Origin of the sequence: symbiont of Argiope bruennichi (assembly GCF_051094275.1) — a bacterium.
GTDB lineage: Bacteria > Bacillota_I > Bacilli_A > Mycoplasmatales > SG1.
On sequence record NZ_CP070274.1, the window covers coordinates 341,488 to 357,396 of the forward strand.

Here is a 15,909-nt window from a genome sequence, read left to right on the forward strand (position 1 = left end):
GAATATTATTTCTCTTTGAAGTACCACGCATAATGAGCAACAAAACTACTAGGATTAAAATAAAAATAAAATTTATTATCTTGTGATTTACCTATAGAAGTGTATCATCTGAAACAATTAAATAAATCTAATAAATACTTCACTAAAGCTCTATTAACATCATTAACTTCACCAGGTTTTTTTCCAACCATATCATACCAATAAACTTGGTTATTAGATTTATTACTTCTTTTTAAAGAAATATTTTTATCATTAAAAAAATTATTTTTATCTATTTTTTTGAACTATTAAAAAAATCTGGATCAGGTAGTTATATTAACTAAAAATTTACCTTATACTTCAAACATTGAAGCATTATTTTTATTAGCTTTGATTTAAAAAAATAAAGTAAAATTTGAAAAAATCAATTGGTTAGTTATCGGGTTGCGCGCGCTGCTCCTATTTTTATATCAAAATTTTTAGCAAACAAAATACTTTTATATTAATATTTTTAAAAAGAACATTACTATTTGATAAAAATTTAATTTATTTACATTAATAAATTACACTGAACTTTTCATATAAAAAAATTTTATAAAAACTATCAAAACTTTCAAGTAATAATCAGTTTTCATCAAATTATTTTATTTAATTCAAATTACTCTTGTAATATCAACAAAACTTTTGTAATTTTTTATTCTGCATCATTATTTTTTGCTATTTTACATCTAAACTACTAAAAATAAGAAACAAATACATTTAATGACGATAAAATATAAAATAATTAATAAATTTGTTTTTGTAATAATAAAAATAATTTTTTACATTAATATTGTCTAAGTTTAAATATTTTTAAGTATTCTAGAATTTCAAAAAATTTTCTCTAAATTAAAAAAATACCTTTAATTTTTATATATTATTTTTTATTACAACTAATTATTTTCAACCTAATTTGGACAAAATAAAAAAAACAATTCAAAGATTTTTGAATTGTTTTTTAATTAAAATATTTTATATAAATTTGAATTTATATATTTTTATATTATTAAAGTCAATTTTTATTTAAAATCAATATCTACAAAAAAATTATTAGCTAATTTTAATGTTGAATTATCTTTACTGAACATTCCAACAAACATTGCTGAAATTTTAGTATCACTACCATCTTTTTTTTTAGCTTTACCATCTATTTCAAATGACGCAAAAATATTACTACTATCGAAAGAAAAATCAAAATAGCCTTTTTTAGAAGAATCTACTTCAACAGTAAGTTTATCTTCATTTCCAACAGTAAATAAATTTGGTAATAATATATGTTTAGCATCTTGAGGATCTAAATTTCATTCAATACTATTAGCATTTTCAACATCTTCACTATTAAATCAATATGCTTGATTTGTATTTTCAGATACTCCTAAATCAATTTGATCTTTTTTAAAGTTACTATTACTATCTAGTTTTAAATCATTAGCAAAATCAGGTCCTGTATTAACATTAAAATTTGTTTTCAAAGAAGTTCAATCTGCCATTTTAAAATTATCTTTGTCAGAATTAATTTTAAAAAATAAAGTAACATTTTTGAAAATCATTTTACTATCTTTAGGTGTTTTATCTTCTCACTTTACTACTAAATCAAAATTTTCAGCGAACAAAATATCTTTTAAATCAGCATCATTAAAGAAAATGTTTTTGTCTTTATATGTTACTCCACCATCTTTCAACGAAGTAAATTTTTCAGAATTTATCTCATCACCGCTAGATTTTTTATATAATCTGTAATGTTATAAAATTTTAGAGTTTCTGGATCAACCTTATTTACACTTAAACTTAAATCTTTTATTATAAATATCTGGATTTCCGCTTTTATCCAAAAAATTTTCTAAAGAAGTATTTTTTAGATTTCATTTAATTTATTTTTTCTAAATTAGTAACAAAATCTTTATAATTTTGATCTCCATCATCTTTTTTGCTTCCACATCCAACTACTGAAATTGCAGAAGCAAATATAGTTAAAGACGACAATAAAAAAGTTTTAAATTTTTTTTCTATTTTCATATTTGTCCTTTGTTTTTTTAATATTTTTTATTTATAACAAATATATTATAAACATATTATATTATAAAACATATATTAATTAATTTTTATATTTAATTTACTATCGCAAAAACTATTTTTTTTAAGCAATAAATTTGCCATTTTTACAAAATATTTTTTTAACTTGATTATTTTTTATCAAGGTTAATTGCTACAAAATAATTACCATTTATATTTAACTTTAAATTATTTTTATTAAAAAGTCCCAAAAAATTGGCTTCAGTATTAAGCGCACCCTTGTTTGCCTTACCAGATACAGTAAATTGTCCAATAACACTAGTAGCGTTAAAATTAAAACTAACAGGTTGTCCTTCTTCTGATGGTTGTTCAATAGTAAGATTATCATCTGCAACAGTAAATAAACTTGGCACAAATTGTTTCTTAACACTATTATCAAAATTTCATTTAATATCTGTAATAGTGCTAGGATCAGGACCAATATATTCATAAGAATGATTGTTATCAATATCTATTCCAAAATTATAACTGTCATCTTTAAAACCATGGTTAGGATCTAATTTTATATTTTAAAAAAGTTAGGGGTATTTGCATTAACATTAAACTGAGGTTTTTTATCAGGTTTAGAAAAATCTTTTCAAAATCTCGCACTAACATTTTTTTTGTTGGCAACAATCCCAAAAAATAAAGTAACATTTGAAAAAATCATTCCATGTTCATCTGGCTGATAGTCAACATTAAATAAATTTAAATAAAATTTCAGCAAATAAAATATTATCTAAAGAAACGCCATTAAAAAGAACATTACCATCCGCATCATATGTTATGTTTCCATCTTTCAATGAAGTTACTGGTTTAGCAGTTCTTATAGTTGGCATATTTCTATCTTTGTAACCAGAAATATCATAAAACTTTAAATTATCTAAATCAATTTTTGCATCAGTTAAACTATAATGTTCTCTTCAAGCTGTATCATTTTTATAAAAATCTTGAACAGAAGTATGGTTTCCCGGAAAAAAATAGTTCTTCGGGGATATTTTTTTTAATAATTTATTAACAAAATCTTTGTAATTTTGATCTCCTTGATCACCTCCATCATTTATGGTTGTTCTTTCACATCCTACAACTGAAATTACAGAAGCAAATATAGTTAATGATGACAATAAAAAAGTTTTTAATTTTTTTTCTATTTTCATAAATATCCTTTGTTATTTTAAATCTGCTCTAATTTTATAAAAAAATTTTAGAATATTATTATATTTTAACAAATTATCAATTAAATATAATGGATTTAAAGTTTTATATTATCAAATTTTTTTGTAATAACAGAATTTTTTTATAAACTTTTTTAATAAACTTTTTTATCTATTCTGCTAAAAAAATTTTTTGATAGTTTAGATTAAAAAACTGATAATTTTTTTAATGTCTATCTGTTTAGTTTTATTTATAAAAATTGTTATTTTTATTAATTAATAAATCTGTTTCTGTAATAATTAAATCTAACTTTACATCATACTCTTCAAAATTAGTTATTTCTTCTAATTTTTGAAAGTTAAAGGCAACAATTGCCTTTAAATTAAAAAAATTTTTTAAAAATTTGTCATAGTATCCTTTACCATAACCAATTCTTTGATAATTTAAATTAAAAGCAATACAAGGACAAAAAATAATTTCAATGATATTAATATTTTTTAGAAAATTATTAGAAATTGGTGCTTTTATTTGATATTTATCTGTTATTAATTCTGATTTTTTTGTAATTTTTACAAACTCTATTTTTTTATTTATAATTTTTGGAAAATAACAAGATATTTTATTTTCAAGACAAAAATTTAAGGTTTCTTCCAAATCTACCTCATTATTTTTAGAGTAATACAAACCTATGTTTTTAAATTTATGCTTTTTAATTAAAAAAATAATTTTTTTATTAATTAGTAAGTTTTTTTTTAACAGTTCGTCTTTAAGGTATTTTTTTCTTAATTTTAAATATTTTTCTCTAAGAAATATTTTATTTTCTGGTTGCAAACTAATTGTTTTTTTTAATATTTAAATTTAAAATTTCATTAATTAAATTTGGCCCTAAAGTGGCACAATTTATTCTATTTGGTTGCAAATAAATAAATTCAAATGCATTAGCCTCTTTTAAAACAACTTTATCATATTTATTTTGAAAAATCATATTGTAGTAATTTATTAAAATATTTTTTGCATTATCAATATTTTTGTTTTTTAATAAATTACAAATAATATCACAAGATGAAGTACAAATGGCACAAGCTATCCCATCAAAAGATATTTTTTCAATAACATTGGTTTTTTTATTTACTTTGATATAAAAAGTAATATCATCAATGCATGATTCACTATTATGCCTTTTGGTTAATTTTGTATCAAATTTGTACTTATTTTCTGGATTTTGATAATGAGACAAAATAATTTGACGATAAATAAAATTTTTATCTGAAGATTCCACCTAAAAAATCCCCCCCATTTTCAATTTCTTTAATAAATTTTAACACTTCTTCTCGATTATTATAAATAGCAAATGAAACTCTAACTGTAGTAGTAACATTAATAATATTTTTTAAAAATTTTGCGCAATGGTCACCAGATCTAACACAAATATTTTTATAACTTAAATAACTTGCAACATCTTGTGAAAATACTTTATCAACATTAAACAATACAATTGAACTACTAATATTTTTATTATAAATTTTAATGTTTTTAAGTTTTGAAAGTTTTAAAATAGCAAATTTCTGAAGAAATTTCTCATAATTTGAAATATTTTCAACACCAATATTATCAACAAATTTTATTGCTTGATGAAGTCCATATATTGCTTCAATATTTAATGTTCCGGATTCAAAATTTCAAGGGAATGGTTTTAATTTATAACTCACTTCATCATCACATCAAGAAATTGCTCCTCCTCCAAGTAAAATTGGATCAAAATTATATTTATTTAAAGTTTTATGATTAATATAGCCAACCCCAATTCCTGTAGGACCATAAATTTTATGACCAGAAAAAGCTAAAAAATCAATATCTAATTGTTTTAAATCAATTTTTGTATGAGAAACTGCTTGTGCTGCATCTAAGAGGATTAAAGGATTTTGTAATTTTTTTTTTAAAAAAGATTTTATTTTCAAGATATCTAATTCTTCGCCAGTATTATTATTGGTTAGCGCCAAAGAAATAACTTTTATATTATTTTTAGAAATAAGTTTTTCTAATTGTAAATAATCAACTGAGAAATCATTTTTATATGGAAGATAAAGAAACTTTAATTTTTTTTTATCTTTCATTTTTATTCATGGAAAAAAGTTTGATGAATGTTCGTAATATGATAATAAAATCTGATCACCTTCATTTAAAATTTTTTCCATGATTAGAACAAATTGATTTAAAATCAAAGTTGTTCCTGAAGAAAAAAATAATTCAAAATCATTACAATTTAAAAATTTTGCAATCGATTGTTTACAATTTTTATATTCATTTAAAGCATTAAGTGAAAGACTACAATCTGATGAATGAATGTTTGCACAGTCATTTAAATAATAATAATTTGACATTTCAATAACTTTAATATGTTTTTGAGTTGTGCCGGCATTATCAAAGTAAATTACATTGTTTTTATTAAAGAAAGGAAAAAATTTTTTTATTTTCAAAAATTTTTTTTCTAAATTATTTTCTATCATTATTAACCTGGAAAATGATTTAATGCAATAATAACTAACATTAAAGATATAATAATCATTAAAATTATAAAAATAAAAAAATAAACTAACTTTTTTAGCAATTTTTTGTCATTTCTAACTAGTCCAATAAACTTATCATTTTTTAAATTAGTTCGCAATAAAGAAATGCCTTTATTTTTAATTATATTTTCATTTTTTAATATTTTTTTTTCACTCTCTTTTAGGGAATAATAAAAAAAAATAAACAAAAAAGAAAGTATTAATAAAAAGACAAAAAACATATTATTTATTATTATTTTTTTTTAGTTAATTTTAAATATTATAGCAGATATTTTTTTTGAATTTTGATAAATTAATTTTTATAAAAATATGCTTTCTTTCTTTTATTTAATTGTTTTTTTTGATTTTTTAAATCTAAATTATTTAATTTAACAATTTTTTTCTTCTTTTCTTTCTCCAAAAAATTAAATTCTTTTGCTAATTGTTTATATGTAAGTAAATATATTTTATTGTTTCACTGCTCCACTAAGGTTATTTTTCTAATTTTCATCAATTGAATATATAAGTAAAAATTAAGCAATCCATAAAAAAAATAACTAAAAAATAAAAAAATAAAAGCTATGAAAAAAAAATTATATTTAATTTTTTCATCACGGTAATGATTTTTTACTTTTTTTCATTCATCAAAGTCGTTATTTAGATAATTTTTTGTTTCATCAAAAAATAAATTTAATGCCACTATTATTGAAATAATGGCAAAAAAACAAACTGAAACACCATTAAAAAAAATAATAACTCGATTACTTATTATATCTTTTTGTCGATAAAGAAAATAACAAGAAAAAATTGTAGATATTATAAAAAAAATATTTAAAAAAGAAAATAAAATCAGATTATTTTTATATTCATAAAAAGAAAAATTAGTTAAATAAAGTATCAAAATTAATAATATGCTTATAAATACTAAAAAAAATGAAAAAATTACAAAATATAAAATAAATTTTAGTCATTTTTTTGAAAGAATAATATATTTTTTAGTAAAATTTAATTTAATCATAAGTTTAAAAATTTAGTGATAAAAATTATAAATAAAAAATTAAAAGAATACAACTGCTTTTTATTCAACATTAAAATAGTTTTGTAGAATAAACTTTGAAATAATTTAAAATTTATTTTATAAAATTAGTTTTTTAAACTAATTTCATAATTTAAAATTTTTTTAATTAAAAAAATTGCATTTTCTAGTTTATCGTTACAAACAATATAATCAAATTTTTTTCTTTCTTCAATTTCTTTTAGCGACAAGTCAAATCTTTTTTTAATGTCTTCTTTACTATTAGTATTTCTATTTTCAAGTCTTTTTTTTAAATCTTCAATTTTTATCGGAACAATAAAAATTGAAACAATTTTTTGTTTATTATTTAAAAATTGTTTAAAAATATTGTTCGCACCAACTGTTTCAATCTCTAATAATACATTTTTATTTAAATTAATGATTCTTTCAATTTCTTTTTTACAGGTTCCATAATAGTTATCAACAAATTGAGCATATTCTAAAAATTCATTTTTTTTTATTTTTTCTAAAAACTCATTTTTATTAACAAAATAATAATCTTTACCATTAATTTCATTAAATCTTTTGTCTCTTGTAGTATAAGAAACAGATAAAGAAATATTTAATTTTTTATCTTTTTGTAATTCTTTAATAACTGAATTTTTTCCAATACCAGATGGACCAGAAATTAAAAATATCATAATAGTTTAAATAATAATTTTTTTTTTTTTTTAAATGTTTTTTATAAAAAAAATTAAAAAAAATACCATAGAATAATGGTATTTTACAAAAATTAATTTTTTTATTATTTTTAGTTATTATAAACCTTTACAAAAATTAATTATTTTTACTATTGTAACTAAATTAAAATAATTTTAAATTGTTTTTTTCACTAATCTCATAATTTTTAATTTATTACTTATTTAAAAACTAATTAAATGTTATTTATTTTAATTATTTAAATTTTTAAAATTGCATTTTTTATTTGGATTATTATTTTTTTTTTTTTTTAGTTTTCATAATAATTATTAATAAATCATTAAGTTTAAAAAAAACATAATGTTTTTATTTTAAAGATGTTGAAAATTAAAATGTCATAATTAATAAAAAAAATACCACAAAATATGTGGTATTTAAAAAAATAAAATTTTTTATTATCGTTATTTTTAAAAAAATGAGTTTTTTAAAGTTGGAAATTCAAGCATGAAATTATTATTTAAGTTTGCTATGCTACCACCATTTGTAAATTGAGAATATAAACTAGCTTGTGTAGTTAATGACATATTATTTTCCAGCAAGGAAAGAGATCATTTTCCAACTAAATTATCACAATTACTAAAATGAATTACAGATTTATCATCAATTTCTATAGTATTACTTTTTAGCGCGTCAAATAAAATAAAATTCCTCATTTGCTGCATTTTATCAGTGTCATCTCATTTCAACGGTTTTTCTTTACTTTCAAATTTTTTTTCAAAATTATCTTTATCTCCGTAGAAAAAATTATTTTTTTCACTAAGGCCTAAATTATATTCCTTAGCTAATAGTGAGTCTTTTCCTCCATCAATTTGTAGTTTATATCCTTCAGTAGATGGTGGAGTTAAAGCTAGATTGTCATCTCATTGTTTAAAAATTACATTTAAAGATTTTGGATCTTTTGTATCTTCTGTTAATTTAAAAAAAGCTGTTACATTAGTAAAAATTTTTTCTTTAGAAGCGTTTTTTGCAGTATCTTCAACATTTATGTCAAAATTTTCTGCAAAAAGAATGTTATCTAAACTAACTAATTTACCATCATCACCCATTTTTATAGTAATTTTATTATCATCTAAAATATTTATAAAACCATTATTAAGATCACTTAAGTGGTATAATTTATTTTTTTTATCTTCACTATTTAAATTAAAAAGACAAATATTATTTACATTTAAATTTTTGTCAGAAATTGAAAAATTTAAACTTTTATTATCTTTAAATTCGTTTTTCTTAAGTAAAGAAAAAGAAGAATTAGCAGAAACAAAATCTTTTAAGTCTAAGTTGTTAACTAAGTTGCTAAACTTCTTATAATTATCATCATCGCCATTATTATTAGTTCCACAGGCAACAACAGAAATTGATGAAGCAATTAAAGCTAATGCAGTGAAAAGTGAATTTTTTATTTTTTTATTTTTTATTAACATTAAAAAATAGTCCTTTATTTTAATTTTTTTAAATACTTTATTATTTTAACCCAAATTAAAAAAAATATTTATTTTTTTAAGATAAAAATAAAATTATATTTAATAATTTTTTTATTTTTAAGTTTTACTACTAAAACTTTAATTTTAATTATAAGAAAATAAAAAATTTAATTAATTATGATAAATTATGGTAGTGGTAACTTATTTATAAAGATAAAATAATTATTTTACATTTATTTAAATAAAAAAATAAATTTATTATTTTTATCAGCTGTTTTACCATTTCTAAATTAAGTAAATAATTCTGCAGCATCGTCAGATGGTAGGTCGGGGATAATTTGTAGTGTATTTTAAGTTTAAATTTTGCAACTAAATTTTATATTTATTAAAAGTAGCTTTATTTTTATCAAATTTCAAAATACTGCTATTTATTGCATTAAATAAAAAATAAAAAGAATTTATTAACAAATTGTCCTTCTTTTTTATTTTAATATTTTTGGGCATTTTTACAATTAAACTTTTCTTCAAAACTTTTTCATTTCCATAAAAAGCGTTAATATTATTATTTAGGCCAAAATTATATAACTTTGAATTAAGTGATTTATCACCTTTTTTCACTCATATCAAGACCATAACCTTTAGTTTGAAGGATAATTAAAGATTACACTTGCACAATCCAAATCTTAAAATTTTTATCAAAAAAGAAGAAGAAGAAGTATTTTGTGAAAATTTAAAAAACGCTATTACATTAGTAAAAATTTTTTCTTTAATAGTATTATTAAAATTTTTTTTGTAGTTTTTATAATAATTACTAATAAATTGTTAATAAATTATAAAAAAACATACTGTATTTATTTTTTCTAAAAATTTATTTTTTTTATTAAAAAAATAATAATTTTATTTTACTAAGTTATTTTTTGATTTGATTTCTGAAACTTAAAATAAAATATTAATTTTTTATTAGTTTTCAATGCTTTAATTAATAATTTTTTTATTTTAAAGATATAAAAATTAAAAAAATTAAAATATCATAATTAATAAAAAAAATACCACAATTTATGTGGTATTTTAAAAAAATAAATTTTTTAGTAGCATTTTTAACAAATAATTATATATAAAAACCTTATACTATTCGATGGCAATAGGGCACACAATAAATTTATTAGTTTTATTAGCTACTACTTTATCTTTTGTATACTGAGTATAAAGATAAAAAAAACCAGGGAAATTGACCCTATCAGAAGTGGTAAATGATGGATCAAATTTTGCAACCAAATTATCATATTTTTCAAAAATTATATTAGTAATTTTATTTTTTGAATCAAAATTAATTTCTTTAATCTTACTATTTAATGTGTCAAATAATAAAAAAGATTCTACAGTCGTGTTTTTATCATACATGCCCTTATTTTCTTCAAAAAATTTTTTATAACTTTCTACATTATTCTCACAAAAATAACTAATATTGTGATCAATTCCAAAATCATATTTGTCCGCTTCAAGCGAGTTTGCATTTCCTCCACCAATATCAAGCTTACATTCGTTAATATATTGCGTAGTTGGACTAGGTAATTTAACATTTGCTTTATCTCATTCTACAAAATTTAAACTAAAGGGATTAGAAATATCTTTTATATCTTGTGATAGTTTAAAAAAGGCTGTTACATTAGTAAAAAGATTTTCTTTAATATCTTTTGTTGTAATATCTTCAACATTTATGTCAAAATTTTCTGCAAAAAGAATGTTATCTAAAGTAACTTTTTTTTCACCCAATTTAAAATTTATTTTATTATCTATCAAACTTATAAAACCACTATTTAGTTTATTTAGTTTATAAGGAGTAAAATTATTATCTGCACTATTTATGTCAAAAAGATTTATATTATCTACATTTAATTTTTCATTAGAAATTGAAAAATTTATATCTGTGTCTATATCTACAAATTCGTTTTTAAATAATGAAAAAGAAGAATCATCAGAAACAAAATTTTTTAAACTTAAGCCATTAATTGCATCAGAAAAATGTTTATAATTAATATCTTCAGTATCAGATTTACTACTACTACAAGCTACAACAGAAATTGCTGAGGCAATCAAAGTCAACGAAGCAACTAATGATTTTTTAAGTTTTTTATTTTTTATTAGCATTTATAATTTTCTATCCTTGTTATTTAATTAAATATATTATAACAAATTACAACAAAGTTACAAAATCTTAAATTAAATTAAAAATATTTTTACCGTATTAATTTATTTACTAAAAATCTTTTAACTTTAAGAAAATCAATTTCTTATTCCTGAAAAAAAATCTTGAAAATAATCAAAACAGCCAAATGAACCCTCATCTAAATTTAGATTGTTGTTGCCAAGATTAAATTCATTTTCACTTTCCATAAAACTATTTCCACTATCAGAATTTAATGATCAACCATCATAATCTGACAAATTTGAAGAAACTTCGCTTTCCTCTAAACTTCCATATCCACTATCACCATCAAAATTACCCATAGCTTCTTCAAAATGAGCATCTCATCCCGCTTCCACTTCACCTTCTCCAACTAGTCCTTCGCCCTCAACTCCTAAAATAACGCCATCTTCTGCTCCAGCAGCACCAGCTCCAGCACCATCAGCGATAGCACCAGTAGTTACACCAAAGGCTCCAACCACTTCATACAAACCAAAAACTATCATTACAAGCGTTAAAATAGCAAAAACTATAATTCCAAAAATTTCCAACCACCCCAATTTTTTATGACTAAAATCAAAATAATCAACTTTAAAAATTATTAAATTTTTATCTTTTACAACCCCATTAAATTGTCTTTGAGAACTTTTGTCTTTTGAAACTACAGAACCATTAAATGCAAAAGAATTATCACTTTGATAAATAAAATTTTGAATATTTTCATCATAATTTTTAGTATCTTTTAGGTCTAAATTAGTGTTTAAAACATTAATTAAATATTTGTAATTATTTTCAATATTTTGATTTATTAAAAAATTATCATCTAAAAAATATAAAGAAAAAGATGATTTTGTGGTGTCATTAAAGACATTAACATAATTATTGTTTAAACTATTAAATAATAGATTTTCATTATTTTCACTTTTAAATAAGGCAACATTTTGTCATTTTGAAACATATTTATTTTTTTTTAAAAAATCAAAATACTTATTTAAAAATTTATTTTTATTATTAGAAAAATTAGTATTTAACTTTTTATCAACATTTTTACGAACAACGGCACTTGAATAATTATAATTATCAGTTTTATTGTTTTGAAAAAAATTTGTAAAAAAAATACTACCACCAAAAAACAATAGACTAAATAACTTTGATTTTTTCATTTAATAAACATAATTTATTTTTTATTTCTTAACTAAATAACTAAAAAATTTTATCTAAAAATTTATTTTACAAAAATAATGCCTTTTTTAGTTATATTTTAAAAATTTATTTAATACAAATTAATTTATAAAACAAGAAATCGACAAAAAAAATATTAAAATTATTTTAATTTTGTAACATTTTTTTTATTTTTTTTTTATTGTTTTATTTTATTAAAATTGGTAAATACAAAGATACTGCGATTAAATTTATGTTGATGAATATTGGATATAAAATATATAATAACGGAAAAAAAATATTTTTTTTAGGACTAATTAGTTTATCAACTTTTTTTGCTTTAACTAGTTGTAATAAAAATAAAAAAGAAAATAATTCAAGTTACACAACTTTTTTAACTTTAATTAAAAATATCAATAAAAATGACTTTTTTTTAAAGAATTATTTTACAAAAAAGGATATAGTTCACAATGAAAATTTAATTAATGTCGAACTATCAAATATTAATCCAACAAATGTTTTAATGTATGATGTATCAAATAATATTGAAGGTAATTCAATAGATATTAGTAGTTTTAATAACAATGATAATCTTATTACTTTTGATAACCAAAATAATAATATAAATTTTCACTTTAAAGAAAATAGTGTTGAAAAAAACTTAAATTTAAATGATGTAGTTTTTTCTTCTAATTTTAATTATTATATTAAAAGCAACAAAGATCAAACAATTGGTATTAATGACAATATAACAATAAATAATGTAACTGTCTTCTTTGCTTTATCATATCAAAACAACAAATTAAATGTAATTGAAAAAAGTGATTTATCTGCAAAATGTAAACAAATTAGTTATATGCCCGCCAAAGAATTTAAATTCAAAAAAGATGATTTTGATTTTTCTAATAAATTTTTTGGTTTCTCAAAAAATAGTACAAAAAAATTGTTAATTGGAAAAAATTTTAAAAATTTTTATAAGTGAGAAGAAGAGGATTATTTAGGTAATTTACAGATTGCTAATGTGATAGACAGACACTATAAGTTTGTTAATAATAGAAATTTAATTGTTAACTTTAATAAAGAGATTGAAAATGTTGAAATACATGGAAGAAGTACTAAAACTATTGATAAACTAGATTTAAATCTTGATATTTATGCTTGAATAAGTGTAAACCAAGATGAAATTAATAAAAATAATTCTGTTATAGCTGAATTTTTTTAGATCCTATCTTCTAATTTGATAAATAGTTATATTTATTTATTTTCAAAATTTTTATCGCTTTTTTTGATGTATATTAAATTTTTTAGATTATTAAGTAATATCTTGTTAATTACTTTTGATGATTTCTTTATTTTTTTATTAAATAATAATTACATTACAATAAAAAATTTTATTTTTTATTTATTTTTTTAAGTTTATCAAGCGTTTTTATCATTTCTAGCATATTTTACCATTATTTTTAGCCTATTCTACCCTAATTTTGTAACAAATTAATCAAGGTTTTTTTATTTTATATTTATTTTTATTTTTAATGGCTCAATTTCTGGTTATTAATTATTTTTTTAATGATATGTAAAACATACCGGAAAATAGTAAATATATTGGCATATAATTCAAATTTAAAAAATTATTCCCACTCATAAAAAAATGTTACTCTAGAAAAAGTAAAATAAAATAAAAAAACTATCAAAAAAACTTACAAAAGTCAAATATATTAAATAATTAGACAAAAAATTTTTTATTTAGAAAATGAAGTTAATAATTTAAAGTTAAAAGTTAGTAAAATTAAATTTTAGAAACATCAGTACCTAAAAAAACGGTAAATTTTTTGAAAAAAATAATATATGATCAAAAATAGTAAAAGTGGATCGTCTACAAAAACAGGTTTAATATTTGAAAATAGAACCGATTTTATAAAATCTTTAAAAAATATTTCTTGATTTACATTAATTAAAACTAATATTGGTAAAGAAATATATAAAATAATCAATAATAAAAACAATAAAAAAATAGGTTATATTTTTAAAAAGTATGAATTATATAGATTTATTAAATATTTAGATCTGAACGATAAGGAAAAGATTATCTAAAAAAATATTGCCCGATAACTGTATTTTTAAAAAACAATTTATTAAATATAGTAGAAGTTAAGTTTCAAAAAGTAGCAGATAGTGTTGATAAAAAATTGTAGACTTGCGGGTACAAGCTTTGATTATATAATAAACTTTTTCAAAGTTCAAACATCACTATTAGGTATATATATTATGTTGAATAATTGATTTAAAAATGAAAATTTCAAAGACACATTGGAATATGTTAAATTGGTGAATTGCTATTGTTTTTTTAATGAGATAACATTAGATTTTTTCGGAATAATAAGAGATGATAATTTAGAGTAATTTTTTTAATTAATTTTTATAGTATAATAATTTAGAACAAATTTAATATCCTTTTTATTTGTTCTACAATTAAATTATATAAAATAAACATCGATTTTACTATAATAATTGTTATTTTTTTATAAGTAATATAAAAAACTAATTATATTTTAACACAAAGTTAACATATAGTTAACTCATAAAAACACAACTAATAGTTGTGTTTTTTTTTATAAACAAAATATAATAATAATATAAATGGTTGAAATTTTAGAAAATTTACAAAATACAAAGAATTTAGAAAAATTAAATCAAAAAAAAACAAATAAAAATGATGTTAATTTTACATTAGAAAACTAATACCTTCTTTAATTATGTTAAATATTTATAAGGAAAGTTCTGTTCTAATAAATTTTTTTTAATAAAATAAGTGTTTAAATTAAAAAAAATTTGATCCTTTTTCATTAATTAATTTTAATTAATTAAAATTTTTATCAAAAAAAACTTTTAAATTATCAATTTTGTAAAAGAAATTTTTATTTTCTGCACATTCTTTTAAACTTTTATTATCAAAAAGGAAACTAAAATTTTTTTGATCATAAATTTTTAAATAATTAAATAGAAAATCGATAACTTCAGTTTTATTTTTTTCAATTCTTTTAATACAGTTAACCAAAAAAAATTTATAATAGTCCTCGTTTGAAAAAAATTTTTTTGGCAAAATTCCAGCAGTATCAATTAAATTTATTTTTTCATTAACTTTTATTAGTTGAATACTCTTAGTAATTGCAGGGCTTTTTCCAATATTAATTTTTTTTTGACTTAATCTCTTTATTAATGTAGATTTTCCGCAATTTGGGAAACCACAAACAAGAAAATGAGAAAAAAATATAAATTCAGAAAAAATGTGTTTTTCAAAAAAATTTTTTAAATTATGATAATTTTTAAAAGAAAAAAAATAAACTTTTTTAAAATTTCAAAACTTTTTTAAATGTTTTTTAATATATGTAATATCTTTTTCAGTTAACAAATCTTTTTTATTAATCAATAAATAAATAGGTTTGTCAAAAAAATTAAAAAAAGAATATTTTAAAGTAGTAAGGGCAATTCTTCCATCAACAATAAAAAAAACGGCTTGAATTTTCTTTTTTTCTTTTTGAAAAAAATTCAAGGTTTTTTTCATGTGCCCTGGAAATCAAGTAAAGTCATTTTTCATAT

The 15,909-nt window shown here is 19.4% G+C and carries 16 protein-coding genes; 1 reads left to right on the forward strand and 15 read right to left on the reverse strand.

What is annotated here, in order from left to right:
- Window positions 1-1,037: 1,037 nt before the first annotated feature.
- The 14 genes from JTY60_RS01775 to JTY60_RS01840 form a co-directional block, all read right to left on the reverse strand.
- Window positions 1,038-1,700 (reverse strand): hypothetical protein, encoded by a 663-nt coding sequence (locus tag JTY60_RS01775; RefSeq protein WP_434414401.1) that lies wholly within the window; start codon window positions 1,698-1,700, stop codon window positions 1,038-1,040.
- 184 nt (window positions 1,701-1,884) lie between these two features.
- A complete protein-coding gene (locus JTY60_RS01780) occupies window positions 1,885-2,034 on the reverse strand; it encodes a hypothetical protein (RefSeq protein ID WP_434414402.1) in 150 nt (49 codons plus the stop codon).
- A 167-nt stretch (window positions 2,035-2,201) separates the two neighbouring features.
- Complete coding sequence (locus JTY60_RS01785; RefSeq protein WP_434414403.1) at window positions 2,202-2,444, reverse strand: hypothetical protein; 243 nt, start codon at window positions 2,442-2,444, stop codon at window positions 2,202-2,204.
- A 149-nt stretch (window positions 2,445-2,593) separates the two neighbouring features.
- Window positions 2,594-2,797, reverse strand: a complete 204-nt coding sequence (locus JTY60_RS01790) for a hypothetical protein (protein WP_434414404.1) — start codon at window positions 2,795-2,797, stop codon at window positions 2,594-2,596.
- Window positions 2,769-3,227 carry a hypothetical protein gene (locus tag JTY60_RS01795; protein ID WP_434414405.1) on the reverse strand — a complete coding sequence of 153 codons (459 nt, stop codon included), beginning with the start codon at window positions 3,225-3,227 and terminating at the stop codon, window positions 2,769-2,771. The genes JTY60_RS01790 and JTY60_RS01795 overlap by 29 nt, the downstream gene beginning before the upstream one ends.
- Window positions 3,228-3,471: 244 nt before the next feature.
- On the reverse strand, window positions 3,472-4,056 hold the full coding sequence (locus tag JTY60_RS01800; RefSeq protein WP_434414406.1) for a 5-formyltetrahydrofolate cyclo-ligase: 585 nt from the start codon (window positions 4,054-4,056) through the stop codon (window positions 3,472-3,474).
- Between the two features lies 1 nt (window position 4,057).
- Window positions 4,058-4,504: an iron-sulfur cluster assembly scaffold protein gene (locus JTY60_RS01805; protein ID WP_434414407.1), complete on the reverse strand. Its 447-nt coding sequence runs from the start codon at window positions 4,502-4,504 to the stop codon at window positions 4,058-4,060.
- Window positions 4,488-5,732: an aminotransferase class V-fold PLP-dependent enzyme gene (locus JTY60_RS01810; protein WP_434414408.1), complete on the reverse strand. Its 1,245-nt coding sequence runs from the start codon at window positions 5,730-5,732 to the stop codon at window positions 4,488-4,490. The genes JTY60_RS01805 and JTY60_RS01810 overlap by 17 nt, the downstream gene beginning before the upstream one ends.
- Window positions 5,733-6,084: 352 nt before the next feature.
- A complete protein-coding gene (locus JTY60_RS01815; protein WP_434414409.1) occupies window positions 6,085-6,789 on the reverse strand; it encodes a hypothetical protein in 705 nt (234 codons plus the stop codon).
- A 125-nt stretch (window positions 6,790-6,914) separates the two neighbouring features.
- Window positions 6,915-7,487 (reverse strand): guanylate kinase, encoded by a 573-nt coding sequence (gene gmk, locus JTY60_RS01820; protein ID WP_434414410.1) that lies wholly within the window; start codon window positions 7,485-7,487, stop codon window positions 6,915-6,917.
- Window positions 7,488-7,952: 465 nt separating this feature from the next.
- Entirely contained in the window at window positions 7,953-8,966 is a 1,014-nt protein-coding gene (locus JTY60_RS01825) for a hypothetical protein (RefSeq protein WP_434414411.1), read from the reverse strand.
- Between the two features lie 369 nt (window positions 8,967-9,335).
- On the reverse strand, window positions 9,336-9,584 hold the full coding sequence (locus JTY60_RS01830; RefSeq protein WP_434414412.1) for a hypothetical protein: 249 nt from the start codon (window positions 9,582-9,584) through the stop codon (window positions 9,336-9,338).
- 510 nt (window positions 9,585-10,094) lie between these two features.
- Window positions 10,095-11,114, reverse strand: coding sequence for a hypothetical protein (locus JTY60_RS01835; protein WP_434414413.1), 1,020 nt, complete (start codon window positions 11,112-11,114; stop codon window positions 10,095-10,097).
- 126 nt (window positions 11,115-11,240) lie between these two features.
- Window positions 11,241-12,314 carry a hypothetical protein gene (locus JTY60_RS01840; protein WP_434414414.1) on the reverse strand — a complete coding sequence of 358 codons (1,074 nt, stop codon included), beginning with the start codon at window positions 12,312-12,314 and terminating at the stop codon, window positions 11,241-11,243.
- Window positions 12,315-12,571: 257 nt separating this feature from the next.
- Here JTY60_RS01840 and JTY60_RS01845 point away from each other — a divergent pair, with 257 nt between their 5' ends.
- A complete protein-coding gene (locus JTY60_RS01845; RefSeq protein ID WP_434414415.1) occupies window positions 12,572-13,534 on the forward strand; it encodes a hypothetical protein in 963 nt (320 codons plus the stop codon).
- Between the two features lie 1,635 nt (window positions 13,535-15,169).
- Here JTY60_RS01845 and JTY60_RS01850 read toward each other — a convergent pair.
- Window positions 15,170-15,907, reverse strand: coding sequence for a GTPase (locus tag JTY60_RS01850; protein WP_434414416.1), 738 nt, complete (start codon window positions 15,905-15,907; stop codon window positions 15,170-15,172).
- Window positions 15,908-15,909 lie beyond the last annotated feature (2 nt).